The organism is Rhizobium sp. BK008 (genome assembly GCF_014197345.1).
Classification (GTDB): Bacteria; Pseudomonadota; Alphaproteobacteria; order Rhizobiales; family Rhizobiaceae; genus Rhizobium; species Rhizobium anhuiense.
The window spans coordinates 14,438-37,364 of sequence record NZ_JACIFK010000014.1 but is presented as its reverse complement, the minus strand read 5'-3'; the positions used below and the strand labels follow the sequence as shown (position 1 = coordinate 37,364).

The 22,927-nt window shown below is 61.9% G+C and carries 23 protein-coding genes and 1 tRNA gene; 14 read left to right on the top strand and 10 right to left on the bottom strand.

Annotated features, from left to right (window positions below; translation table 11 throughout):
• Positions 1–37: 37 nt before the first annotated feature.
• The gene (locus FHT69_RS32765; RefSeq protein WP_004671754.1) at positions 38–595 is read left to right on the top strand and encodes an HNH endonuclease; all 558 of its coding nucleotides are present in this window, start codon (positions 38–40) and stop codon (positions 593–595) included.
• 60 nt (positions 596–655) lie between these two features.
• Here the strand turns inward: FHT69_RS32765 and FHT69_RS32760 are convergent, their stop codons facing one another.
• The gene (locus FHT69_RS32760) at positions 656–1,177 is read right to left on the bottom strand and encodes a disulfide bond formation protein B (protein ID WP_183904662.1); all 522 of its coding nucleotides are present in this window, start codon (positions 1,175–1,177) and stop codon (positions 656–658) included.
• A 78-nt stretch (positions 1,178–1,255) separates the two neighbouring features.
• Positions 1,256–1,846, bottom strand: a complete 591-nt coding sequence (locus FHT69_RS32755) for a YqaA family protein (RefSeq protein WP_183904661.1) — start codon at positions 1,844–1,846, stop codon at positions 1,256–1,258.
• Between the two features lie 202 nt (positions 1,847–2,048).
• Between FHT69_RS32755 and FHT69_RS32750 the strand changes: the two genes are divergently transcribed.
• Entirely contained in the window at positions 2,049–2,339 is a 291-nt protein-coding gene (locus tag FHT69_RS32750; protein ID WP_132576104.1) for a hypothetical protein, read from the top strand.
• Positions 2,340–2,484: 145 nt separating this feature from the next.
• Here FHT69_RS32750 and FHT69_RS32745 read toward each other — a convergent pair whose 3' ends face one another.
• Entirely contained in the window at positions 2,485–4,233 is a 1,749-nt protein-coding gene (locus FHT69_RS32745; RefSeq protein ID WP_047619925.1) for a cation:proton antiporter, read from the bottom strand.
• Positions 4,234–4,435: 202 nt separating this feature from the next.
• Between FHT69_RS32745 and FHT69_RS32740 the strand changes: the two genes are divergently transcribed.
• Positions 4,436–4,720 (top strand): hypothetical protein, encoded by a 285-nt coding sequence (locus tag FHT69_RS32740; RefSeq protein ID WP_047619967.1) that lies wholly within the window; start codon positions 4,436–4,438, stop codon positions 4,718–4,720.
• Between the two features lie 166 nt (positions 4,721–4,886).
• Entirely contained in the window at positions 4,887–5,174 is a 288-nt protein-coding gene (locus FHT69_RS32735) for a hypothetical protein (RefSeq protein ID WP_028757264.1), read from the top strand.
• A 202-nt stretch (positions 5,175–5,376) separates the two neighbouring features.
• On the opposite strand, the gene FHT69_RS32730 is transcribed toward FHT69_RS32735, so the two are convergent.
• Positions 5,377–5,461 (bottom strand) — tRNA-Leu (locus tag FHT69_RS32730).
• A 124-nt stretch (positions 5,462–5,585) separates the two neighbouring features.
• Positions 5,586–6,881 (bottom strand): MFS transporter, encoded by a 1,296-nt coding sequence (locus tag FHT69_RS32725; RefSeq protein WP_028759088.1) that lies wholly within the window; start codon positions 6,879–6,881, stop codon positions 5,586–5,588.
• A 129-nt stretch (positions 6,882–7,010) separates the two neighbouring features.
• Between FHT69_RS32725 and FHT69_RS32720 the strand changes: the two genes are divergently transcribed.
• Positions 7,011–7,589, top strand: coding sequence for a TetR/AcrR family transcriptional regulator (locus FHT69_RS32720; protein ID WP_028759089.1), 579 nt, complete (start codon positions 7,011–7,013; stop codon positions 7,587–7,589).
• Positions 7,590–7,687: 98 nt separating this feature from the next.
• On the opposite strand, the gene FHT69_RS32715 is transcribed toward FHT69_RS32720, so the two are convergent.
• On the bottom strand, positions 7,688–8,668 hold the full coding sequence (locus FHT69_RS32715) for an aldo/keto reductase (RefSeq protein ID WP_028759090.1): 981 nt from the start codon (positions 8,666–8,668) through the stop codon (positions 7,688–7,690).
• Positions 8,669–8,887: 219 nt separating this feature from the next.
• Here FHT69_RS32715 and FHT69_RS32710 point away from each other — a divergent pair, with 219 nt between their 5' ends.
• On the top strand, positions 8,888–10,519 hold the full coding sequence (locus tag FHT69_RS32710; protein WP_183906556.1) for an AMP-binding protein: 1,632 nt from the start codon (positions 8,888–8,890) through the stop codon (positions 10,517–10,519).
• On the opposite strand, the gene FHT69_RS32705 is transcribed toward FHT69_RS32710, so the two are convergent.
• From FHT69_RS32705 to secA, 3 genes are all read right to left on the bottom strand, one after another.
• Positions 10,516–11,793, bottom strand: coding sequence for a GNAT family N-acetyltransferase (locus FHT69_RS32705; protein WP_047619931.1), 1,278 nt, complete (start codon positions 11,791–11,793; stop codon positions 10,516–10,518). The two genes, FHT69_RS32710 and FHT69_RS32705, sit on opposite strands and share 4 nt — an antisense overlap.
• Positions 11,794–13,209 (bottom strand): lipopolysaccharide biosynthesis protein, encoded by a 1,416-nt coding sequence (locus tag FHT69_RS32700; protein ID WP_183906555.1) that lies wholly within the window; start codon positions 13,207–13,209, stop codon positions 11,794–11,796.
• Positions 13,210–13,387: 178 nt separating this feature from the next.
• On the bottom strand, positions 13,388–16,105 hold the full coding sequence (secA, locus tag FHT69_RS32695; protein ID WP_063476304.1) for a preprotein translocase subunit SecA: 2,718 nt from the start codon (positions 16,103–16,105) through the stop codon (positions 13,388–13,390).
• Positions 16,106–16,351: 246 nt separating this feature from the next.
• On the opposite strand from secA, the gene FHT69_RS32690 reads away from it, so the two are divergent.
• The 6 genes from FHT69_RS32690 (at position 16,352) to FHT69_RS32665 (ending at position 20,528) form a co-directional block, all read left to right on the top strand.
• Positions 16,352–17,233: a peptidylprolyl isomerase gene (locus FHT69_RS32690; protein WP_183906554.1), complete on the top strand. Its 882-nt coding sequence runs from the start codon at positions 16,352–16,354 to the stop codon at positions 17,231–17,233.
• A 174-nt stretch (positions 17,234–17,407) separates the two neighbouring features.
• Complete coding sequence (gene argJ, locus FHT69_RS32685; RefSeq protein ID WP_183906562.1) at positions 17,408–18,649, top strand: bifunctional glutamate N-acetyltransferase/amino-acid acetyltransferase ArgJ; 1,242 nt, start codon at positions 17,408–17,410, stop codon at positions 18,647–18,649.
• The gene (locus FHT69_RS32680) at positions 18,630–19,436 is read left to right on the top strand and encodes a GNAT family N-acetyltransferase (protein ID WP_183906553.1); all 807 of its coding nucleotides are present in this window, start codon (positions 18,630–18,632) and stop codon (positions 19,434–19,436) included. Before argJ ends, FHT69_RS32680 begins: the two co-directional genes overlap by 20 nt.
• Positions 19,433–19,846, top strand: coding sequence for an 8-oxo-dGTP diphosphatase MutT (gene mutT, locus FHT69_RS32675; protein ID WP_047619940.1), 414 nt, complete (start codon positions 19,433–19,435; stop codon positions 19,844–19,846). Before FHT69_RS32680 ends, mutT begins: the two co-directional genes overlap by 4 nt.
• Positions 19,847–19,972: 126 nt before the next feature.
• The gene (locus FHT69_RS32670) at positions 19,973–20,290 is read left to right on the top strand and encodes a hypothetical protein (RefSeq protein WP_047619941.1); all 318 of its coding nucleotides are present in this window, start codon (positions 19,973–19,975) and stop codon (positions 20,288–20,290) included.
• A gap of 70 nt (positions 20,291–20,360) precedes the next feature.
• Positions 20,361–20,528, top strand: a complete 168-nt coding sequence (locus FHT69_RS32665) for a Flp family type IVb pilin (protein WP_047619943.1) — start codon at positions 20,361–20,363, stop codon at positions 20,526–20,528.
• 15 nt (positions 20,529–20,543) lie between these two features.
• Here FHT69_RS32665 and FHT69_RS32660 read toward each other — a convergent pair whose 3' ends face one another.
• Positions 20,544–21,428 (bottom strand): methyltransferase domain-containing protein, encoded by an 885-nt coding sequence (locus tag FHT69_RS32660; RefSeq protein ID WP_127431887.1) that lies wholly within the window; start codon positions 21,426–21,428, stop codon positions 20,544–20,546.
• 430 nt (positions 21,429–21,858) lie between these two features.
• On the opposite strand from FHT69_RS32660, the gene FHT69_RS32655 reads away from it, so the two are divergent.
• Positions 21,859–22,635 carry a ComF family protein gene (locus FHT69_RS32655; protein WP_097545263.1) on the top strand — a complete coding sequence of 259 codons (777 nt, stop codon included), beginning with the start codon at positions 21,859–21,861 and terminating at the stop codon, positions 22,633–22,635.
• A 31-nt stretch (positions 22,636–22,666) separates the two neighbouring features.
• Positions 22,667–22,924 (top strand): glutaredoxin 3, encoded by a 258-nt coding sequence (gene grxC, locus FHT69_RS32650; protein ID WP_047619947.1) that lies wholly within the window; start codon positions 22,667–22,669, stop codon positions 22,922–22,924.
• The last annotated feature ends 3 nt before the right edge of the window (positions 22,925–22,927 follow it).

Here is a 22,927-nt window from a genome sequence, read left to right as displayed (position 1 = left end):
ATACAGGTGCAGATGCCGAATCGATCAGGAGAGTCCCTTGACGATTGCAGTCTCCCCGCAGGCCCTGCCGGCGCTCGTCCTGAACGCTGACTACCGGCCGCTGAGTTATTATCCCTTGTCGCTATGGTCCTGGCAGGACGCGATCAAGGCGGTATTTCTCGACCGTGTGAATATCATCGCAGAGTATGAACATTCGGTTTCCTCACCGAGCTTCTCGATGCGGCTTCCGAGTGTCGTGTGCCTCAAGACTTACGTTCAGCCGTCCCGCAATCCCGCTTTCACCCGGTTCAACGTCTTTTTGCGTGACCGGTTCGAATGCCAGTATTGCGGCGCCCATGACGACCTGACCTTCGATCACGTCATCCCGCGCGCCCATGGCGGCGAGACGACCTGGGAGAATGTCGTGGCTGCCTGTTCGCCTTGCAATCTGCGCAAGGGCAGCAAGCTTCCCAAGCAGGCCGGCATGTTCCCGGCGCAGAAGCCCTACCAGCCGACGGTGCAGGATCTGCACAATAACGGCCGGCTGTTCCCGCCGAACTATCTGCATGACAGCTGGCTCGATTATCTCTACTGGGATACCGAACTGCAGCCTTGATCGCGTTGCTTGCAGCACGGCGCGTTCTTCGGAGGCGCAGAGAACGGCTGACTTAAGGGATTATGCAGAGGCAGCCTTGCGAACGCCTACAAAGGCGAAGGCTGCGAGCAGGATTCCGGCAATCACGTTCCAGCCTGCAAAAGACAGGCCGAGCACCCGCAGCGCTGCATCGGTGCAGGACGGGCCTTTGATGGTGTTGAGTTCGCCGAGCAGATCGCCGGCATTGGTCGTCATGCTGCTTGCCGTGGTCGAGCAGGTGGCCGGCCCCGGCCAGAAATGCCATTCGACGCCAGCGTGATAGACACCCATGCCTGCCGTGACCAGCATCAGGATGCCGGCCGCCAGGATGAGCGCGCGGGTGATCCAGTTCGGCAGGCCGACGAGTTCGGAGATTGCGGCGAGAATCGCGATCGGGATGGCGTAATAATAAGGCTGGCGCTGCAGCAGGCAGAGCGCGCAGGGAATATAGCCGCCGATATATTGGAAGCCCAGCGCCGTGCCGACGACGGCCGCCATGCCGATCGCGAGCAGCAGGGAATAGGTAAAGCCGGGGCGGGTGAGCGGCGAGGAAATGGCAGTCATGGCGGAACTCCGCAAAGTTGGTAAAGCCTGAGATGCGGATTCAGATTTTAGGCCTGTTCGGCCGAAAATCATCCTGTTCTAGTGAGCGAGATAGCGGTAGGCGGGATATAACACGATCGCGGCGGCGGCACCGACGCTGACGATCTGGCCGAGGCGCTTCTCGATGAAATGGCGGATCGGTTCTCCGTAACGGCGCAGCAGCCAGGCGAGGAAGAGGAAACGCGCGCCGCGCGCGACGATCGCCGAGACGACGAAAAGCCCCAGATTGACGTGGATGACGCCGGACAAAATCGTGACAATCTTGATCGGCGGCAGATGCGCGAGACCCGAAGTGACGAGCAGCAGCAGGATCCACTCGTAGGTGACATAGGCCTTCATCTGCTCGAAGGCGTCGAGTTTGCCGTAGAATTCGAGAATCGGCCGCGCAACCGTCTCATAGGCGTAAAAGCCGAGCGCCCAGCCGGCGATGCCGCCGAGCACGGAGGCGACGGTTGCAATCAGCGCATAGCGGTAGGAGCGTTCCGGCCTCGAAAGCGCCATTGGCAGGAAGAGCACATCGGCGGGGACGAGAAAGACGGAGCTTTCGACGAAGGCGATGACGGCGAGCCAGACTTCGGCCGATTTGCGCGAGGCCAAAGACATGGTCCAGTCGTAAAGTCTGCGGAGCATTCCGTTTCCTTCCTGTTGCGGTGCAAAAGCTTTAGGGGCCGTGCGCGGTGCTGTAAATGCTCGCCCGTGTCCTTCCTGCCACCGCCGTCCAAAAATTTTCGTGATGCGGCGCATCGGCGCCTCTCTCGAGATTTCATGGGATTGCGAATCGGCCATTCTGCGGCAAGCTGTATCAGAGCATAGGGTCGACGTGCAGGGTGGCATGAGAATGTTCAAAGTGATCGAAGGCGGCCGTGGGCAGGCCGTGCAAATGGATGACCGGTCCGAAAAGGGGCGCGGACCGAGCAGAGACGATGTACGCCAGGAGGCTGCGCGGCGGCTGAGCGCCAGCGGCTATCATCTGTCCCGCATCCGGGAGTTTGCGACCGGCGCGCCGATGCTGGCGTCTCTCAAATACCTGTCGCTACAGATCGATTTCGCGGCCGAGACATTGTCGAGCCTCGATCCGATCCCGGAGGATTTCCGTGCTGATGGCTATTGGCCGGCGGTCTAAAGCGCGTCGCAATCCTCAGTTTCGCTTGCGATTTAGATCTTTGCTTTTACGCATGTCGGAATTGCAAAACCGCTGCTCAGTTTTGCGCGACCTACTCTAGGCAATCACGCTATCGCGCTCCCGCGAGAAATGCGGCGGTGTTTGCTCAGGACAGGTCCATCGACTTTTCCCATTGCTGGCGCAGGACGTTCATCTCCGTGCGCTTCTGGGCCATTTCGCTGACGGCGGCGCGCAGGTTGGGATGGTGTGACATGAACATGTTAAAGTCGCGCCGCTCGAGCACCTCGAACTGGCAGAAATCGACGGCAATGACGTCGGCGGTGCGTCGTCCGCCGGTGAGAAGCGCCATTTCGCCAAAAAAGGCGCCCGGTTCCAGGCGGATCGCACCGCTGGCGAGCCGCACCTCCACCGCTCCCGAAGAGATGAAATACATGCTGTCGCCGCGGTCGCCGCGGCGAATGACGCGTTCGCCGGGAGGGGCGGACTTTGCCTTGAAGAGCAGCAGCAGCTCCTCTTGCGCGTCCTCGCTGACCTCGGAGAATAACGGGAAAGTTTCGATCAGCTGCTGCATCTTCAACTGATGCTGACGCTCGCGCTCCTCGCTGAGCGCCCTGATCTTTTCCAGTTCCTTGCCGAGCGCTTTCTGCCTCTTTCTGCCGTAATTTTCCCAAAGGGAGGGCCATGTCGAATGGATATATTTCTTCAGTCCGTCGGTCGCCAGGATCACGATCGGGTTCAGCGTGATCGACAGGATTGCGGCGGCAAGGATCAGATCCTGGCCCTCATGCGGCAGAAGCCCGAGCGACACGCCGAGACCGGCGAGGATGAAGGAGAATTCGCCGATCTGGGCGAGGCCGCCGGCCAATGTCAGCCCCAGGCCGATTGGATATCTGAGCAGGATGACGATGAAGAAGGTGATGATGCCCTTGCCGAGGATGACCAGCGCGAGCGCGCCGATCACGGCCAGCGGCTGGCGCACCAGGATCGAGGGGTCGAAGAGCATGCCGACCGAGACGAAAAACAGCACGGAGAAGGCATTCTGCAGCGGCAGCGAATCGGCGGCCGCCCTGTGGCTGAGCTGGGATTCGCTCATGACGACACCGGCAAAAAATGCGCCGAGCGCAAATGAGACGCCGAAGATCGCCGCCGAGCCGAAGGCGATGCCGAGCGCGATCGCCAGGACTGTCAGCGTGAACAGCTCACGCGAGCCGGTGCGGGCGATCATCGTCAGCAGCCAGGGCACGATGCGAGGGCCGAGGAAGATCGCCATGGCGGCGAAGGCCGCCACCTTCAACAGCGTCAGGCCGATCGTCAGCACCAGCGGCAGGTCGCCGAGGCCGTGGTTGGTCGTATCGGCGGCGTTGCCACCCAGAAGCTCTGCGAGCGCCGGCAGCAGCACCAGCGCCAGCACCATCACCAGATCCTCGACGATCAGCCAGCCGACGGCGACGCGTCCGCTTGGCGCGTTGACGAGATTGCGCTCCTCCAGCGCCTTCAAGAGAACGACGGTGCTCGCCACCGACAGGCTGAGGCCGAGGACGATGCCGGCGCCGAGGCTCCAGCCCCAGAGTTGGCAAAGGCCGACGCCGAGCAGGGTGGCGAGAATGATCCGTCCGATCGCGCCCGGCACGGCGATGCCGCGCACGGCGAGCAAGTCGGAGGCGGAAAAATGCAGGCCGACGCCGAACATCAAAAGGATGACGCCCATTTCGGCGAGCTGACCGGCAAGGGCGGTGTCGGCGACGAAGCCCGGGGTGAACGGCCCCATCAGGATGCCGGCCATCAGGTAGCCGACGAGCGGCGGCAGCCGGAGCCGATCGGCGCCGTAGCCCAGGATCGCGGCGAAAACAAAACTGACGGCAACCGTCGCGATGAGTCCTACTTCCTGATGCACGTCCGCCCTCTCTATTTGTAGCGGCGGCCACTTTGGACGAAGCGCAAGCAAAATTAAACAAGTGATTTGAGCGGCGAGGCCCCCTCACTCATAGTTCTGGCCCGCCAGATGCAGACGTTGTCTGCGGCACGGCCGGGCCGTCACAATGTTGGAACCACTTGCGGCTTTCCTCGTTGCCCTTTCATCAAGAAAGGAGAACGACATGCGGAAGATTATCCTGAACTGTACTGTGGCGGCCCTTGCCGCCTGCTCGTTTGCAGCGCCTGTTCTTGCCGATAGCGTCTATGTCAGGGAGCGTTCCTATGATGACGGCTATCGTCACGAGCGGGTAAGACCTGGAATTACCATCAGCGAGCGGGGCGTCACTTTTGGTGCCGTGCGCGAACGTGAGCACCGCCGCTACCGCGATAGTGGCTGCGAAACCAGGAGCGTCACACGCCAGACCGATGAAGGCGAGGTCACCAAGACGGTCCGACGCTGCAATTAACGAGACATACGCTGCAAGGGCGAAGCCCGGTTCCCACGAACCGGGTTTTCGCCTTTTGTGGCGCGATTATCTGAATGGGTGGTGGAAGTGGTCCGTCGGTGTTATGAGCACGCCTTTGGTAAAAGCGCGTTCCCAGCGCAAATACCTCCCGCACAGGATTTTTACTATGATTGAGCTTACCCCGTCCCAGATCGCCGCACTCAAACTCGCCAGGGATGGAGATCTCTATCCTCAGCCAGCCAACAAATGGACGCACCAGAACGCGCAGGTGACTTACGCAAAAACCGACCGCTGGAAAGAGCGGCCGCAGAAAATCAAATCAGTCACTGCCAAGACGCTGGGTGAATTGAAGGAGCCGGGTTTCCTCGAGCGGCGGCATCTGGACGACGACGTCTCAAAAGACGTCTACGGCATCACCATGGCCGGCAAAATGTGGCTGTTGAAGAACAAGTAGGCTTCACCCGCAGGCTAATTTTGCTCCGTAGTCCCGTATCAGGTCTCCTGAGGCAGGGCTACGCGAAGCGATTTGAGATGATGGTGCAGCCAGCCGGAGCATTGTCGAACCAGTCCGCCTTCGTTCCTGACGGAGCTACGGCGCGACAACCCTTCGCTTAGCTGCTCTTCGGCCTGCCGAGCCGAAGTTCGCAGAGCGTAGGTGGTGCCCCATGCCGGGGTCGAACCAGCACTTCTTTCGAAACTCGATTTTGAGTCGAGCGCGTCTACCAATTCCGCCAATGGGGCAACGGATACGAACGGGCGGCTGTCTAACATGCGAGCGCCTGCGCGCGCAAGACGGGCAAGCGAAGTTATCAGACCGATCCGGTGGAGAGACCCGGCCTCGTTTCGGGGCCGGGTCCGGTCGATATCAATGGGCTGCAGCGGGGGCCGGGCTGCTGAGGCCGGACTTCTTCAATGTGATCGCCAGGATCGAGGCCAGCAGGCAGAAGGCGCCGGCGATGAAGAAGGCGGGCAGATAGCTCGAAAGCTCCGTGCGCGAGAGGCCAGCGCCATAGGCGGCGGTGGCGGCTCCCAGCTGATGGCCGGCAAAGACCCAGCCGAAAACGAGGCCGACCTTTTCGCGGCCGAAGCGGTCGGCGGCGATCTTGACGGTCGGCGGCACGGTGGCGATCCAGTCAAGGCCGTAAAAGATGGCAAAGATGGAAAGGCCGTAGAAGCTGAAATCGCTGAAGGGCAGGTAGAGCAGCGAGAGGCCGCGCAGGCCGTAATACCAGAATAGCAGCCAGCGATTGTCGAACCGGTCGGAGAGCCAGCCGGAGCCGATCGTGCCGAAGAAATCGAAGATGCCCATGACGGCGAGCACGCTGGCGGCGGCAACCGGCACGATGCCGAAATCGCCGCAGAGGGTGACGAAATGGGTCTGGATCAGGCCGTTGGTGCTGAGGCCGCAGATGAAGAAGGTGGCGAAGAGGATCCAGAAGGTCGAGGTCTTCGAGATTTCCCTGAGGACGGTGATCGGCGTCATCAGCGCGACGCCGAGCGAGGTGGCTGCCGGCGGCGGCGTCACCTGCGTTTCGCCGAGAGCCGGCAAGTTGAGGTCGGCCGGGCGGTCGCGCATGAAGGCGAGTACGGCAAGGGCTGCGACCATGATCATGGCGCAGACGAAAAACACTGTCGAGCGCCAGCCGTAGCGTTCTGTCAGTTCGGCCATCAGCGGCAGAAAGACGAGCTGGCCGGTGGCCGAGCTTGCCGAAAGCATGCCGACGACGAGGCCGCGATGCCTGGTGAACCAGCGGGAGGAGATCGTCGCGGCGAGCACCATGGCTGTCAGACCGGTGCCGAAGCCAACGACGATGCCCCACAGCAGCAGCAACTGCCACAGCGTCGTCATGAACAGCGAACCGATGAAGCCGGCGCCGATCAGGGCGAGCGCGAAGACGATGACCTTGCGCACGCCGAAATAATTCATGAAGGCGGCGGCGAACGGACCCATGAAACCGAACAGGATCAGACGGATCGCCAGCGCCGAGGAAATCTGCGAGGTCTCCCAGCCGAACTCGTCCTGCAGCGGCTTGATGAGAACGCCGGGTGCGCCCATGGCGCCGGCGGTGACCAGCATGGTGAGGAAGGTCGCGGCAACGACGACCCAGCCGTAATGGATGTTGCGCCGGGCAAGGGTGGAGGCGAGGGCTGTGGAAACCATGGGCAAGATTCCGTTCGAATTCAGGTTCGCGAAAGTACAGGACCGATTTACATGATGGTCATCATATTTCTTGCGTATTGATGATGGACGTCATATATTTTGTCAAGCGACTATTTCTGGAGACGAAAAATGCGGGTCAGCCGCGAGAAATTTGCCGAAAACCGCGAAAAGATCCTGAGCGTTGCGGGCGTGCTTTTCCGCGAGAACGGTTTCGACGGGGTCGGCGTTGCTGACATCATGAAGGCGGCGGGGCTGACGCATGGCGGCTTCTACGGTCATTTCAGTTCGAAGGACGATCTGGCGCTCGAGGTCAGCCGCAAGCTGATCGACAGAGTGGAAACGCGGTGGAAAGAGCACATCGCCGAATCGCCGGACCGGCCGCTGGCAGCACTTCTCGACCATTATATTCACTGGCGCACGGTCGACGATCCGGGTGGCAGCTGCGTCTTCGCAACGCTGATCCAGGAGGTGAGCCGCAGCCGGGGGGCTGTCCGCGCGGTCTTCAGCGACGGGCTGTCCGTGCTGGTCGACACGCTCGCCGATATCGTTCCCGGCGAGACTGAAGAAGAACGCCGGGCCAATGCCGCGACGACGCTCTCGTCGATGATGGGCGCCGTCATTCTTGCCCGCGCGGTCGAGGATAGGGCGCTTGCCGAGCAATTTCTGGTGACGATGCGCCGGCAGCTCGACCCCGGCAGCCGGATGTAAGATCGGTCGTGGAATAGTCATAATGCCGATCTCCCTCTCCGCGCGGGCGCGGAGAGGGATCTGCCTCGCTCATGCCTGCTGAGAAGCCGGCCGGCTGACTACTTGAAGCCGGCGACGGCGTGCGGGATGTAGGGTGCTTCCAGTGCCGCGATTTCCTCGGGGGTAAGCTTGACCAAGAGCGAGGCAACGGCGTCCTGCAAATGGTTCGGCTTGGAGGCACCGATGATCGGCGCGGTCACCGCGCTCTTCTGCAGGATCCAGGCGGTTGCGACCTGGGCGCGGGAGATGTTGCGGGTCCTGGCGATCTCGGCCACCGCCTCGACGATTCTGCGGTCGGCATCGATGGACTGGGTGTAGAGCGTCTTGCCGAATTCGTCGGTTTCGCTGCGTGCCGTCGTCTCGTCCCAGTCGCGGGTCAGGCGGCCGCGGGCCAGCGGGCTCCAGGGGATGACGGCGATCTTCTGATCCTCGCAGAGCGGCAGCATTTCGCGCTCTTCCTCGCGGTAGAGCAGGTTCAGGTGGTCCTGCATGCTGACGAATTCGGTCCAGCCGTTCAGCCTGGAGACGTAGAGCGCCTTGGCGAACTGCCAGGCATACATGGAGGAAGCGCCGATATAACGCGCCTTGCCCGATTTGACCACGTCGTGCAGCGCTTCCAGCGTTTCCTCGATCGGCGTCGTATAGTCGAACCGGTGGATCTGGTAGAGATCGACATAGTCGGTGCCGAGGCGACGCAGACTGTTGTCGATCTCGTCGAAGATCGCCTTGCGTGACAGGCCGGCGCCGTTCGGGCCCGGCCGCATGCGATTGAACACCTTGGTCGCCAGCACGATATCCTCGCGTTTGGCGAAATCTTTGATGGCGCGGCCGACGATCTCCTCCGAGGAACCGTTGGAATAGGTGTTGGCGGTGTCGAGGAAATTGATGCCGAGGTCGATTGCCTGCCTGATCATCGTCCGGCTTTCGTCTTCCCTGAGGCTCCAGGCATGATTGCCGCGGCCGGGATCGCCGAAGGTCATGCAGCCCAGGCAGATTTTCGACACTTCCAGTCCGGTCTTCCCAAATTTTGCGTATTCCATGAAACGGCTCCGTGATGAATTGGTGGCCCCCAGGCGGCTTTCCATGATCTAGTGCGAAAGCCGGCAAAGTCGCAGGGCACCTGGCGAAGAATCCGTTCTGCCATGCGTGCAACTATGCGTGATGGCTTTGAAGCCGGGCAGTCATCGCCGCCCGGACCGGCCGCTTGCGCAATTGCAGCACAAGGTGTTAGCTGGTGCAACATTCACCGGATTTTGCCTATGAAACTGCCGCCCCATGATCGCTACGACGATCTCTATCGCGATTTTTTGTGGCGGATTCCCGAAGATTTCAATATCGGCCGCGCCGTCAGCGACGACTGGGCCGCGAGAGATCCGGAGCGCGTCTGTCTCGAGCATTTCAGCCCGGATGGCCATCACCGCGCGATGACCTATCGCGCCCTCGCCGACCAGTCCTCGGCCTTCGCCAATGCGCTCGTTTCGCTTGGGGTGGAGCGCGGCGATCGTGTCGCGCTGCTCTTGCCGCAATCCTTCGAGACGGTGATCGCACATGTGGCGATCTACAAGACCGGCGCGGTCGCGCTGCCGCTGGCGCTGCTCTTCGGCGTCGAGGCGCTGGAATACCGGCTGAAGGCAGCAGGTGTTGCAGCAATCGTCACCAATGGTTTCGGTCTCGAGCGCATCCGGCAGATCCGCGATCGCCTGCCGATGCTGAAACATGTCGTCAGCATCGACCGAGCGGATGTCGATGCGGTTGCCTTTGGCGATCTGGTGAACGGCCATCCCATTGTCTTCGACGTCGCCAGGACCGGTCCGGACGATCCGGCGCTGATGATCTTCACCTCGGGAACGACGGGGCCGCCCAAGGGCGCGCTGCATGGCCATCGCGTTCTGCCCGGCCATATTCCGGGTATGCAGTTTGCCCATGAGGGCTTTCCGAAAGTGGGCGACAAGGTCTGGACGCCGTCCGACTGGGCCTGGGCGGGCGGTCTGCTCAATGCGCTGTTGCCGAGCCTGCTGCTCGGCGTTCCCGTAGTCTCGTCGCCGGCGCAGAAATTCGATGCCGACATGGCCTATCGCATCATGGCGGAGATGAAGGTGCGCAATGCCTTCATTCCGCCGACGGCGCTGCGGTTGATGCGATCCGTTGCCGATCCGCGCTCGAAATATGATCTGGTGCTGCGCACCATCGGCTCGGCCGGGGAATCACTCGGGCGCGAGACCTATGAATGGGCGCGGCGGACGCTCGGCATTACCGTCAACGAATTTTATGGCCAGACGGAGTGCAATTTCGTGCTCTCGTCGAGCGCTGCCCATGGCGTCACCAAGGCTGGAGCCATCGGACGGGCGGTCCCGGGGCATCGCGTTGCCATCGTCAGCGAAGTGGGTGACGAATTGCCGGCCGGCGAACCGGGCCAGATCGCCATTGCCAGTCCCGACCCCGTCATGTTCCTCGGCTACTGGAACGATGCGGCGGCGACCGAGCGGAAGTTCGCCAAAGGCTGGCTGCTCACCGGCGATATCGGCCGTCAGGACGCCGAGGGTTATGTCACCTTCGAAGGCCGCGACGACGACGTCATCACCTCGTCGGGATATCGCATCGGCCCGGCCGAGATCGAGGATTGTCTGATCGGCCATCCCGCCGTGCAGCTTGCCGCCGCCGTCGGCAAACCCGATGCCGTGCGCACCGAGATCGTCAAGGCCTATATCGTGCTGTCACCGGGCCATCATCCAAGCGAAGCGCTGGCCGCCGATATCAGGGAATGGGTGAAGACGCGGCTTTCGATGCACGAATATCCGCGCGAGGTGGAATTCATCGACGCCTTGCCGCTGACGACCACCGGCAAGGTGATCCGCCGGCTGCTGCGCGAAAGGGCGGCGGCCGAAAATTAGCCCCGGCCGGCAAGCGACATGATCTTCTCGCGCAGCATCTTCGCCATGTTGCGGGTGCTGCGGTACATATGGAGCTGAGCCGAGACCTGGCGCATGTCGCGGTCGCCGTTCTGCGTCAGGCCGATCACCAGCGTTCCCATCTCCTCGCGCTCCTGCCAGAAGCGGCTCATGATCGGATGATCGGAGACGGCACAGGAATCGGAACGCACGATATTGGCGTCGTCGAGATGCCATTCGGTGAGCTCGCTCATCAAGAGCTTGCCCGGCGAATAGCGGGCATAGTTCTCGTCATAGGCGGTCTTCCACGTATAGGCTTCGCCGCCCATCATCAGGACGACGATGGCGGCAATCGCCTTGCCATTGAGATCGATCGTGTGAATACGCACGGCATCGACGGCGGCAAGGTTCGACACCGCCTCGCGGGCAAAGGCCGTGTGATAGCGATCGGTGACGAGAGCGCTTCGCCGCTTGCCCTTCCAGCCACCGGCTTCCATCGCCAGGAATTCCTCGAAGCGGATATGGATTTCGCGCGGCTGGCGGGCGACGGCATAGACCGCCGTTCCCTGTTCCTCCAGCAGGCGCCACTGACGGCGCATTTCGCGCATATGCGAGGAGGAGATGGTTTTGCCGAGATAGGCCGGCGCCTCTTCGTCGCTCTGCAGCATCGGGCGCTGGTAAGGATTGGTGACGGTGACGGGAAGGTTGCGGCTGAGCGCCACAGCCTTGAGCATGCGCACGAAGATGCCGTTCAGCCGCAGATCCGGCAGAACCAGAATGCCGGGCAGATTGAGATCGCGCACGGTCAGTGCCTCGAAGAGATTGTCGAGGGTCTCGGCAGCATCCTCGGCATCGACGAGCGGCGTGCCGAGCGGGCCGAAACTGTTCGACCAGCCGCGGATGATCGACGGGCCGACGGCAAAACCGGGCCGGTCGACCGAAAACGGCATCAGGAAGCGCATGCGGCTGCGGCCGGCATTGTGGTCGCGGATCAGGGCGAAGTTCACCTGCCGGTCCTCAAGCCGCGGCATAGCGGGGGCGAGGAAGCGGCCGGAGAAGAAGACGTTCGGTTCCATCGCCCGGTTGGAGAGGAAGTCGAGCTCATCCTGAAGTTCATAGCCGAGTTTGCCGGGATAGAGGCAGAGCTCGCGCCCCGGCCGGCCGATCTCGGCGCGGGCCTCGGCCTGCGGCGCTTCGAAATGCAGCGCGGCGAGATCATGCACCATGCGGTTGGCGGCGCTGTTGGTGCTTTCGGTAACGGGGGGAACACGCACCATCTATCGAACTCTCATTTCTGGCGTTGCGGCGGAGGGGCTGGCGAAGGCGAACAGGACGATACCGAGCGTGCGGCGCACGGCGAGATGCAGCAGGATCGCCTCGACCGCCATGGCCGAGGCCGTGGCAATCGCCGTGCCCTCGATGCCATAATGCGGGATCAAAGCGAGGTTGAGGCCGACATTGGCCGTCAGTGCGCCGGCATAGAGTGCGACGCAGAGGTTCTGCTTGCCTGCCATCATCAACAACGTTTCGGCGGGGCCGACCAGCGACTTGGCGAGGATGCCGGCGAGCAGGATCGCCATGACCAGATAGCCTGATGTGAAGGCGCCGCCGAAGAGCGATAGCAGCAGATGGCCGGCCGCAAGCACGGCAAGGCCGACACCGAGCGCCGGCCAGAAGGTCCAGCGGGCGGCGTCGATGGCAGCGGTCGCCAGCTGTCCGTGGTCGCCTTCGGCGATGATCGAGGAGAAGCGCGGGCCGGAGGCTGCCTTGACCGAGAAATTGATGAAATGCACCAGCGCCATCGTCTTGGCGGCGGCGAAATAGATGGCGACATCGTGCGGTTCGAGGAAGATGCCGACGACGACGACATCGGAATTGGTGAGCAGGAAGCTCACGCCCTCGATCAGGAAAATCGGAAAGGCGACGCTGAACCAGGCGAGGAAATCGACCTTGCGCGGGCCTTCGTCATAGTGCCGGCGAAGGCGGTAGAGCGTTGCGGCATACTGGCCAAGCGCAGTGACGAAGGTGGCGACGAGCGCTGCCTGCATCGCGGTTACGGCGGTGTGCGCGGCGCCGACGGCAATGGCGATGAGCATGAAGAGGATGATGAGGATCGGGCGGACGATATAGACCGGGCTCAGCGCCATCACCGGCCAGTGGTTGGCCCGCGACGTGCCTTCCAGAATGTCGCCGAGCGCGATCATCGGCATGGCAAGCAGGCCGATGAAGATCGGGACGAGATAATAGACCTGGATCATGTCGCCGAAGAAATGCAGACCGAGCGTGCCGGCGGCGAGCACCGCCGTGCCGGAAAGCAGCGCAAAGATGCGCGCCGTCCCGGTCAGGCCGCGGATTTCCTCGAAAGCGCCCGCTGCCCTGTACTGCGGCAGGAAGCGGATGATCGCCGTGTGGAAGCCGAGACATGAGAGATCGCCGAAGACGACGACCAGCACCCAGACGAAAACGAAGATGCCGTATTCATATTCGCCCATCAGCCGGGCGAGCACGATCTGGGAGACGAAGGCGAGAGCCGCGCTGAGGATACGGATCGAAAAGGCCGTCAGCGCCATGCGCTGGGCGGCCGCCTTCTCGCCGCGTTCCGTGAGCACGGCCGCAAGCATGCGCAGCGTTCGGCCGCCGATCGGGCGCAGGCCCGCGGGCAGCATCTTCTCCGCTGTTTCTATGACCGCCATGATGAACACGCAAAACTCTAAGGTCAGGCAAATCGCGCCTGAAGTCTTGACAGAACAGGGTTAAGAAACGGTTCCGGATCGGGCTTGCTGCCCGACGCTGAGTTACAATCGCGAGACGTTGCCGGAGAAAAGAAAATGCCGCCCGAAGGCGGCATTTTCAGGATCGTTGCGGCTTGCCTCAGACCTGCTCGAAGGCGCCGTGGCAATGCTTGTATTTCTTGCCGGAACCACAGGGGCAGGTCTCGTTACGGCCGACCTTGCCCCAGGTGGCCGGGTCATCCGGGTTGCGGTTTTCGGGAGAAACGATGACTTCCGATGCCTGGTAGATCGCTGGGGCGAAATCGTCTTCGCCGGTCGTCGGATCCAGGTGATGGGCCTGCATCAGCGGCGGTTCGGGCTCGGCGGGCGCCTGCTGCACCAGCTCGACGCGCATCAGCTGGGCGGTGACGGCCTCGCGCAGATTGTTGAGCAGCGCCGTGAAGAGCTCGAAGGCTTCCGACTTGTATTCCTGCAGCGGATCGCGTTGGGCATAGCCGCGGAAGCCGATGACGGAGCGCAGATGGTCGAGATTGACGATATGCTCGCGCCAGAGATGATCGAGCGTCTGCATGACGATCGAGCGCTCGACATAATGCATGATGTCGTCGCCGAAACGCTCGGCTTTTTCCGTGAAGGCGGCATTGGTGGCTTGCGTCAGCCGCTCGCGGATATCGTCTTCGCCGATACCTTCTTCCTTCACCCAGTCCTCGATCGGCAGATCGAGATTGAGGATGTTCAAAGCACCGGTCTTCAGGCCGGCAGCATCCCATTGTTCGGCATAGGCGCGCTCGGGGATATGCTTTTCGACCATGTCCTCGATTACCTCGCGGCGCATGTCGGAGACCATTTCGGAAATATTGGCCGCTTCCATCAGCTCGAGGCGCTGTTCGAAAATTACCTTGCGCTGGTCGTTGAGAACGTCGTCATATTTCAGAAGGTTCTTGCGGATATCGAAGTTGCGGGCTTCGACCTTCTTCTGGGCGCGCTCCAGGGCCTTGTTGATCCAGGGATGGACAATCGCCTCGCCCTCCTTGAGGCCGAGCTTGGTCAGCATGCTGTCCATGCGGTCGGAGCCGAAGATGCGCATCAGATCGTCCTGAAGCGACAGGTAGAACTTCGAGCGGCCGGGGTCGCCCTGACGGCCGGAACGGCCGCGCAGCTGGTTGTCGATGCGACGGCTTTCATGGCGTTCGGTGGCGATGACGTAGAGACCGCCGGCGGCGAGCGCCTTCTGCTTGAGTTCCTTGATCTCCTCGACGATCGCCTGGATCCGGGCGTCACGCTCCGGACCGGCTTCGACATCGCCGAGTTCGCGCTCGATGCGCATGTCGAGGTTGCCGCCGAGCTGGATGTCGGTGCCGCGGCCGGCCATGTTGGTGGCGATGGTGACGGCACCCGGCACGCCGGCCTGGGCGACGATATAGGCTTCCTGCTCGTGGTAGCGGGCGTTCAGCACCTGGAAGTCGTTGAAGCCTTGCTTGCGCAAGCGCTCGGCAAGCAGCTCCGACTTCTCGATCGAGGTGGTGCCGACCAGCACCGGCTGGCCACGCTTATGGGCATCGAGGATTTCCTCGATGATCGCCTTGAACTTCTCGTCGAAGGTCCGGTAGACCTCGTCGTCCTCGTCGATGCGCTTGATCGGCAGGTTGGTCGGAACCTCGATGACATCGAGATTGTAGATATTCCCAAATTCTTCCGCTTCCGTCTGCGCCGTACCGGTCATGCCGGCGAGCTTGCCGTACATGCGGAAGTAGTTCTGGAAGGTGATCGAGGCCAGCGTCTGGTTTTCCGGCTGGATCTGCACCTTTTCCTTGGCTTCCAGCGCCTGGTGCTGGCCTTCCGAATAACGGCGGCCCGGCATCATGCGGCCGGTGAACTCGTCGATGATGACGACTTCGTCGTTGCGGACGATATAGTCCTTGTCGCGCTGGAAGAGCTTGTGGGCCTTCAGCGCATTGTTGATGTGGTGGACGATCGCGACATTCTCGATGTCGTAGAGCGCGTTGCCCTTCAGGAGGCCGGCCTGGCGGAGCAGGTTTTCCAGCTTCTCAGTGCCTTCTTCGGAGAAGTTGGCGGAGCGCTGCTTCTCGTCGATCTCGTAGTCGCTGGGCGCCAGCAGCGGAATGAAGGCGTCGATCGTATTATAGAGTTCGGAGCGGTCGTCGAGCGGACCGGAGATGATCAGCGGCGTGCGCGCCTCGTCGACCAGGATCGAGTCCACTTCGTCGACGATCGCGAAGTTATGGCCGCGCTGGACCATCTGGTTCTTCTCGTACTTCATGTTATCGCGCAGATAATCGAAGCCGAGTTCGTTGTTGGTGGCATAGGTGATGTCGCAGGCATAGGCCGCGCGACGCTCCTCGTCGGAGAGGCCGTGGACAATGACGCCGGTGGTCATGCCGAGGAAGCCGTAGACTCGGCCCATGGTGGCGGCGTCGCGCTGGGCGAGGTAATCGTTGACGGTGACGACGTGCACGCCCTTGCCGGAAAGCGCGTTCAGATAGACCGGTAGGGTGGCGACGAGGGTTTTGCCTTCGCCGGTCTTCATCTCGGCGATCGCATTCGAATGCAGGATCATGCCGCCGACCAGCTGTACGTCAAAAGGTCGCAGGCCGAGAACGCGGCGCGAGGCTTCGCGCACGACGGCAAAGGCCGGGATCAGAATGTCGTCGAGGGTCTTGCCCTCGGCGAGCAGGGCGCGAAACTCCACGGTCTTTGCCGCGAGCTGCTCGTCCGTCAGGGCCTTCGTCTTCTCTTCGATAGAGTTGATGGCAGTGACGTTCGGCTGGAAGGACCGCACGCGGCGGTCATTGGAAGAACCAAATAACTTGCGGGCTATACCGCCAAAGCTGACCATATGACTGGTCCTTTCTCAATATTCATCCCCGACGTTTCTTATTCGCGGCCCAGCCGAAAATCAGGCGCGCGCCTTAAAACGCCCGGAAACTGTTCTGGACGCGAGGTTGCGTGACAGATAAGAGGGGGGTCGAATGATGTCAACGGATTTGGCGGATACAGAAAGGCCACAATCCGGTGTTGATGGCTATTTTGGGCTGGATTCAGGCGATGCTGAAACCGGCGATGTAACTGTGAAGGGTATTTCATGTTGAGCACCAACAAACTTGCCGTTCTGGCGTTCGCAACTTTTGTTGCGCTCCAGGCCCCGGCCTATGCCGATGACGCCGTCATCGCCAAGGTCGGCAATCTGGAGATCCACCAGTCGGAACTCGACCTTGCCGTCGCCAATCTCGACCCGCAGCTGGCGCAGCTCCCCGATGACCAGAAGAAGGTCGCAGCCCTTTCCGCCGCCATCGACGTGAAGCTGCTCGCCGCCGACGCTGCGGCCGAGAAGCTCGATCAGACCGACGAATTCAAGAGGCGCATGCAGTATCTCACCGATCGCGAGCTGCACAACGCCTATTTCAAGAAGCATGTCGTCGACATCGTGACGCCTGAGGAAGTCAAGGCCCGCTACGACAAGGAAGTCGCTGCCCTGCCGAAGCAGGAAGAAGTCCACGCCCGTCACATCCTCGTCAAGACCGAGGACGAAGCCAAGGACATCATCAAGCAGCTCGACGCCGGCAAGGATTTTGCCGAACTCGCCAAGGAAAAGTCCACCGATCCGAACAAGTCGGAAGGCGGCGATCTCGGCTATTTCTCGCGCGGCCGCATGGTCAAGGAATTCGAGGACGCAGCCTTCGCGTTGGAGAAGGGCACCTATTCCAAGACACCCGTCAAGACCGATTTCGGCTTCCACGTCATCAAGGTCGAGGACAAGCGCGACGCTCCGCCGCCGCCCTTCGAGCAGGTGCAGGATCAGGTTCGTCAGCTCGTCATGCGCGACAAGTATCTTGAGCTTCTGAACAGGGCGAAGGCCTCCGCCAAGATCGAGATCTCGGACGAGACGCTGCGCAAGGGTTACGACCAGGCCAACAAGCAGCCGGAGCCGGGCAGCGAGCCCGTCGCGCCGGCGCCGCAGCAGTAATCATCGCATCGGGGCCCGGTTCTTCCGGGCCCTTCCAAATCAAAAAGCAGAGCATGATGTCGTCGAAAAACGCCGACACTTTCGGCATCATGCTCCGGCATCGTTTGTTGTCGCATTTCCGGACGGCGAACCGGTTTCCAATTCGCCTGGAAATGCTCATTGGCAGGTCTTATCATGTCCGGTTCCGTCTCTCCGCTCGCTCCGAAATCCTTCGTCTCGATGCCGCCGTTGCGCGGCGTGCGCATGGCGACGGCGTCCGCCGGCATCAAGTACAAGAACCGCACCGACGTGCTGATGATGGTCTTCGACAGGCCGGCGGCCGTTGCGGGCGTCTTCACCCGCTCGAAGTGCCCGTCGGCGCCGGTCGATTTCTGCCGGGCCAATCTTCCCCATGGCAGCGCCCGCGCCGTCGTCGTCAATTCCGGCAATGCCAATGCGTTTACCGGGCTGAAGGGCCGCCAGGCGACCGCGCTGACGGCGCAGTCGGCTGCCGCTGCCGTTGGCTGCGCTGAAAACGAGATCTATCTGGCCTCGACCGGCGTCATCGGCGAGCCGCTCGATGCCACCAAATTCGCAGGCGTTCTGGATCGGATGCAGGTCGAAGCGACCGGCGATTTCTGGTTCGAGGCCGCCAAGGCGATCATGACGACCGACACCTACCCGAAGGTTTCGACCCGCAGCGCCGAGATCGGCGGCGTGGCCGTGACGATCAACGGCATCGCCAAGGGCGCCGGCATGATCGCGCCTGATATGGCGACCATGCTCTCCTTCGTCGTCACCGATGCCGACATTGCACCGGCCGCGCTGCAGGCGCTTCTGTCCGACGGTGTCGGCCCGACCTTCAATTCCATGACTGTCGACAGCGACACTTCCACCTCCGATACGCTGATGCTGTTTGCGACGGGTGCGGCGGCCGAGGACGGCCAGGCCCGTATCGAACGCGCCGATGATCCGCGCCTTGCCACCTTCCGCGCTGCACTCAACGAAGTGCTGAAGGATCTGTCGCTGCAGGTGGTGCGTGACGGCGAAGGTGCCACCAAGATGCTCGAGATCACAGTGATGGGCGCCGAGAGCGATACCGCCGCCAAGCGCATCGCACTGTCGATCGCCAATTCGCCGCTGGTCAAGACGGCGGCCGCCGGCGAAGACGCCAATTGGGGCCGTATCGTCATGGCGGTCGGCAAATCCGGCGAGATGGCCGATCGCGACCGGCTCGCCATCTGGTTCGGCGACATCAGGGTCGCCGTCAATGGCGAGCGTGACCCGGATTATTCCGAGGAGGCCGCCTCTGATGTCATGAAGGCGCAGGATATCCCCGTCAAAGTCGATATCGGGCTCGGTGCCGGCACGGCTACGGTCTGGACCTGCGACCTCACCAAGGAATATGTTGCGATCAATGGCGACTATCGGAGCTGATCGGTCATTGGCGCAGGCATCCATTTCCTCACACAATCTGCCGCTGGTCCGCAGGCTGGAGGCTGTCGGCTTCCGCGCCTGGCCGGCGGCGTCCGTGCAATATGACGGCAGCTGGCAGGTGCGGCTGACGGCCGGCCACCCGTCCAACCGGTTGAATTCGATCGTGCCGCTCGATCCTTCGGATCATCGCGACGTCGAAATCCGCCTGGAAAAGGCGAGCCGAAAGTTCGAGGCCTATGGCCGCGCCGTCGTGGTCCGCCAGACGCCGCTTGCCTCGCCGGTGCTGATCGACCTTCTGCGCCAGCAGAACTGGATGCAGTTCGACGAGACTGTCGTGATGACCTGCGACTTGGCCGAGGCGGAATTGCCGGACACGCTCGATCACCTGCCGACCCATGATGTCGGCCGTTTCGTCGATGCCAATCTCGCCGTCGAGCGGGCGCCGCCGACGCTGAAGCCGGCGCTTGCCGAAATCATTACGGCGATCAAGCCGCCATCCGGCCTGTTCATGATCGAGAATGCAACGGATGGCCCGCTTGCGACCGTGCTCTGCGTTCAGGACAACGATCTTGCCGGCATCATGTCGCTTTCGGTCTCCGAGGCGCGGCGGCGCGAGGGGCTTGGCACCGAGATCCTGACCTCGGCGCTGCGCTGGGCACGCATGCGCAGCGCCCGTTCGGCCTGGCTGCAGGTGAAGCTTTCCAACCGTCCGGCGATCGCCCTCTATGAGCGCCTCGGTTTTCGCGACGCCTATCATTATTGCTATTGGCAGCGGGAGCCGAAATGATCGAGGCAGGCCGGAAGATATTGCTGGTCGCCGCCTGCGCGCTGATCGATACCGACGGGCGTATCCTATTGGCACAGCGTCCCGAGGGGAAGTCGCTTGCGGGGCTCTGGGAGTTTCCCGGCGGCAAGGTCGAACCTGGCGAGACGCCGGAAGAAACGCTGGTGCGCGAGCTCGAGGAAGAGCTCGGCATCAAGACCAAGATCGCCTGCCTGGCGCCGCTCACCTTCGCCAGCCATTCCTACGAGACCTTCCACCTTTTGATGCCGCTTTATATCTGCCGGCGCTATGAGGGCATTCCCCAGGGCCGCGAGGGCCAGGCGCTGAAATGGGTGCGTCCGCAGGCGTTGCGCGATTATCCGATGCCGCCGGCCGACGAGCCGCTCATCCCGATGCTGCAGGATTTACTTTAGCGTTACCTGATTATTATCGCGCCGTGTCGTTTTCGGCTGTGGATATTAATGGATCGTTTAACACCTTCTGCCAAAGATCGGCCTCAATCAAGCATCTGGCGTGCGTGTATTAAAAGGCTTGACGTCATGGACGATGATTTCTGGAAAGCTGTCCGGGAAAAGGAACGGGCTTCGTCTGCCTCGCGCAGGACGGGTGCGCTCAATATCGCCCTTCTGTTCGGTACGGCGGTGGTTGCGCTGACGCTCATCCTGACGCCGATGCTTGCGGATTCCTCGAAAAAGAGTGTCTTTGCCAGCGCTCCCCTTGAATTTGATACGATGACAACAGGATCGATTCCGAAGGCCGAAAGCGGCAAGCGTTATACGATTCGCCGCAGCGTCCTCCAGGATACACCCGGCTCGGTCTGCGTCGTCCAGGGCTATGGCGTCGGCGCCGGTTGCTGAAAAATGTCGGCCATCACCTGATGGTCGTGGAATTGGTCGTTTGCTGTCCGTTCGCGCTAAGGGTTGGGTGATGCATTTTTTGAAGGCATTTCTTGCAGATAATAGAGGTGCGACGGCGGTCGAGTATGGGCTGATCGCCGCCGTCATCGGTGGCGCAATTGTCTCTGCTCTCGGTATCTTCTCCGGCAGACTGCAGGATATTTTCAACGCGATCGGCAACAATCTGCCTGGGAATTGAAGAGGCAGCCGGCCATTACTGCCTGAGCTTGTGCTCGTCCACTTTCAGCGCATCGGCGAGGCGAGCCTTGGCCGAACCGGGCTTCAGCGGCTTTTGCTGGCTCTCGTGCGCAGCCCATCCCGAGACATAGATGATCGAGAAGGTGGCGCGGATGCGCCCGTCGGGATCGGAATAGCGTTCGGCGTAGATCTCCGCTGCGCGCAGGAAGAAGGCGCGTGTCAGCGGCATCCGGCCGCGGGCTGCAAGCGGATTGCTCATGCCCATCGCTCGCAGATCCCGCATCAGCGGGAAGAGCGAATCATAGCGCACCGTGTAGTTCTCCGTGTCGATCACCGGCAGCGTGAAGCCGGCGCGCTGCATCAGGCCGCCAACATCGCGCACATCGGCGAAGGGAATGACACGCGGGCTTGCGCCGCCGGTCATCTCGACCTCGGCGGCCAGCAGCACCTCGCGCAGTTCCTGGAGGGTCCCGGCGCCGGGGATCGCAGCGAGAAACAGCCCGTCCGGCTTCAGGGCTCGGCGAATCTGGATGAAAACGCCAGGCGTATCGTTGGTCAGATGCAGGCTGAGCGGCGCAAGGATGAGATTGGCCGATTGCGGTTCGAGCGGCACATCTTCGAGCGGCGCCTCGATCAAGGTTTCGCCCGGCCCGGCATAGGCCTTCTCGCTTTCGACGCGGATGATCGTGCCGATCTTGCCCGTCGCCAGCGCCGCACGGGCGGCAGCCCCGGTTGCGCCGTGCAGCTCGACGGCGGTCTCGAAGGTCCGCTCGACGACGGCAAGCCTCTCGGCCATTTCCTCAGCGGCGATGTCGAGCAGGAAGGCGGCTTTCGGGTCGTTGCTGGCAAGCGCACGATGGCGGTGTGCGGCGATCAGGGCCTTGTCGAAGATCGTTTCCATGGCGATGTCCTTAGTCCCGCGTCGTTTAGGCGGCAAGACGATTTTCGTTTCGCGCAGAACGCGCCAGAGCCTTTCTTGGCCAGATTGAAGCATTCTGCCGGAGCAGGTTTTCATCAGGGCAAAGGCGATTGGCGACGGACATACCCCTTGGTACGTCCGAGCCGATCGCCTCTGTCCTGGCGTAGAGATGCCCGGCCCACCGGCCGCACTGCTTCGCCATGCGAAGCAATAGGTGCGTCCGGCGATTCTAAAGTCCCGCAGATTTGCCTAGCAAATCTGCGGGAGGGTTGGCTGAAACGGGCCGGCTGATCGACCGGCCGGCTTGGCCGTAGAACTGGGCTACGACGCGCGCCGGCCGGTCGACCATCCGACTCCGTTTGAGCCAACAGAATGCTTCAATCTGACCAGGAAAGGCTCTAGTCTTAGCCGCATGGGCTCGATCGATTTCGAAAGACCGGCAGAGTTTTTGCGGGCGCATCTCTTGCGGCCGTTGTCGGCGCTTGCCGATTTCTTCTATCCGCCCGCCTGCTCCGTCTGCGGTATTTCCACAGGCGACCATCGCGGGCTCTGCCCAAAATGCTGGTCCGGCATCCGCTTCATCGAACGGCCCTATTGCGAGGTGCTCGGCATTCCCTTCTCGCACGATCTCGGTGCCGGCATCCTCAGTGCCGAGGCGATTGCTGACCCGCCGCCCTTCGACCGGCTGCGGTCGGCTGCGACCCACGACCATGCGGTCCGCGATCTCGTGCATGGGCTGAAATATCGCGACCGTACCGATCTGGCGCCGATGATGGCCGCCTGGATGCTGCGCGCTTCCGACGGGGCGGTCGAAAGCTGCGATGCGCTGATCCCGGTGCCGCTGCATCGCACCCGCATGCTGGCGCGCAAGTTCAACCAGGCAGCCGAGCTTGCCCGCCATATGGCAAGGCTTTCGGGCAAGCCGCTGCTTGCAGCCACGCTTATTCGCGTCAAGCGCACCAGCCAGCAGGTTGGCCTTGGCGCGAAGGCGCGCGAGGACAATGTCAGGGGCGCTTTCGCGATTGCCAAGGGTTGCGAAAACGACATTTTCGGCAAGCGCATCGTCCTCGTCGACGACGTCTATACAACGGGGGCGACGGTTGCTGCGGCAAGCCGGACATTGCGCAAGGCAGGTGCGGCCGAGATAACGGTTTTAACCTTTGCAAGGGCTCTCTCCGAGCCTATATGACAGAAATACCCGGCATCGGTCTGGAGAGATTATGGTACCCGTCACGATCTATACACGGCAGTTCTGCGGCTATTGCAGCCGCGCCAAGTCCCTTCTCGAAGAAAAGGGCGTCGACTACGTCGAACACGACGCAACCTTTTCGCCGGATCTTCGCCAGGAGATGATCGGCAAGTCGAACGGCCGCACCACCTTTCCGCAGATCTTCATCGGTGCCGATCATGTCGGCGGTTGCGACGATCTCTTCGCGCTCGATCGGGCCGGCAAGCTCGATCCGATGCTGGCGGCCTGAGGA

What these genes read in the sequence shown, in the direction of transcription:
- FHT69_RS32760 (WP_183904662.1), bottom strand. Translation starts at nt 1,177, where the DNA reads ATGACTGCCATTTCCTCGCCGCTCACCCGCCCCGGCTTTACCTATTCC.
- FHT69_RS32755 (WP_183904661.1), bottom strand. Translation starts at nt 1,846, where the DNA reads ATGCTCCGCAGACTTTACGACTGGACCATGTCTTTGGCCTCGCGCAAA.
- FHT69_RS32750 (WP_132576104.1), top strand. Translation starts at nt 2,049, where the DNA reads ATGAGAATGTTCAAAGTGATCGAAGGCGGCCGTGGGCAGGCCGTGCAA.
- FHT69_RS32740 (WP_047619967.1), top strand. Translation starts at nt 4,436, where the DNA reads ATGCGGAAGATTATCCTGAACTGTACTGTGGCGGCCCTTGCCGCCTGC.
- FHT69_RS32735 (WP_028757264.1), top strand. Translation starts at nt 4,887, where the DNA reads ATGATTGAGCTTACCCCGTCCCAGATCGCCGCACTCAAACTCGCCAGG.
- FHT69_RS32725 (WP_028759088.1), bottom strand. Translation starts at nt 6,881, where the DNA reads ATGGTTTCCACAGCCCTCGCCTCCACCCTTGCCCGGCGCAACATCCAT.
- FHT69_RS32720 (WP_028759089.1), top strand. Translation starts at nt 7,011, where the DNA reads ATGCGGGTCAGCCGCGAGAAATTTGCCGAAAACCGCGAAAAGATCCTG.
- FHT69_RS32715 (WP_028759090.1), bottom strand. Translation starts at nt 8,668, where the DNA reads ATGGAATACGCAAAATTTGGGAAGACCGGACTGGAAGTGTCGAAAATC.
- FHT69_RS32710 (WP_183906556.1), top strand. Translation starts at nt 8,888, where the DNA reads ATGAAACTGCCGCCCCATGATCGCTACGACGATCTCTATCGCGATTTT.
- FHT69_RS32705 (WP_047619931.1), bottom strand. Translation starts at nt 11,793, where the DNA reads ATGGTGCGTGTTCCCCCCGTTACCGAAAGCACCAACAGCGCCGCCAAC.
- FHT69_RS32700 (WP_183906555.1), bottom strand. Translation starts at nt 13,209, where the DNA reads ATGGCGGTCATAGAAACAGCGGAGAAGATGCTGCCCGCGGGCCTGCGC.
- secA (WP_063476304.1), bottom strand. Translation starts at nt 16,105, where the DNA reads ATGGTCAGCTTTGGCGGTATAGCCCGCAAGTTATTTGGTTCTTCCAAT.
- FHT69_RS32690 (WP_183906554.1), top strand. Translation starts at nt 16,352, where the DNA reads ATGTTGAGCACCAACAAACTTGCCGTTCTGGCGTTCGCAACTTTTGTT.
- argJ (WP_183906562.1), top strand. Translation starts at nt 17,408, where the DNA reads ATGTCCGGTTCCGTCTCTCCGCTCGCTCCGAAATCCTTCGTCTCGATG.
- FHT69_RS32680 (WP_183906553.1), top strand. Translation starts at nt 18,630, where the DNA reads ATGGCGACTATCGGAGCTGATCGGTCATTGGCGCAGGCATCCATTTCC.
- mutT (WP_047619940.1), top strand. Translation starts at nt 19,433, where the DNA reads ATGATCGAGGCAGGCCGGAAGATATTGCTGGTCGCCGCCTGCGCGCTG.
- FHT69_RS32670 (WP_047619941.1), top strand. Translation starts at nt 19,973, where the DNA reads ATGGACGATGATTTCTGGAAAGCTGTCCGGGAAAAGGAACGGGCTTCG.
- FHT69_RS32665 (WP_047619943.1), top strand. Translation starts at nt 20,361, where the DNA reads ATGCATTTTTTGAAGGCATTTCTTGCAGATAATAGAGGTGCGACGGCG.
- FHT69_RS32660 (WP_127431887.1), bottom strand. Translation starts at nt 21,428, where the DNA reads ATGGAAACGATCTTCGACAAGGCCCTGATCGCCGCACACCGCCATCGT.
- FHT69_RS32655 (WP_097545263.1), top strand. Translation starts at nt 21,859, where the DNA reads ATGGGCTCGATCGATTTCGAAAGACCGGCAGAGTTTTTGCGGGCGCAT.
- grxC (WP_047619947.1), top strand. Translation starts at nt 22,667, where the DNA reads ATGGTACCCGTCACGATCTATACACGGCAGTTCTGCGGCTATTGCAGC.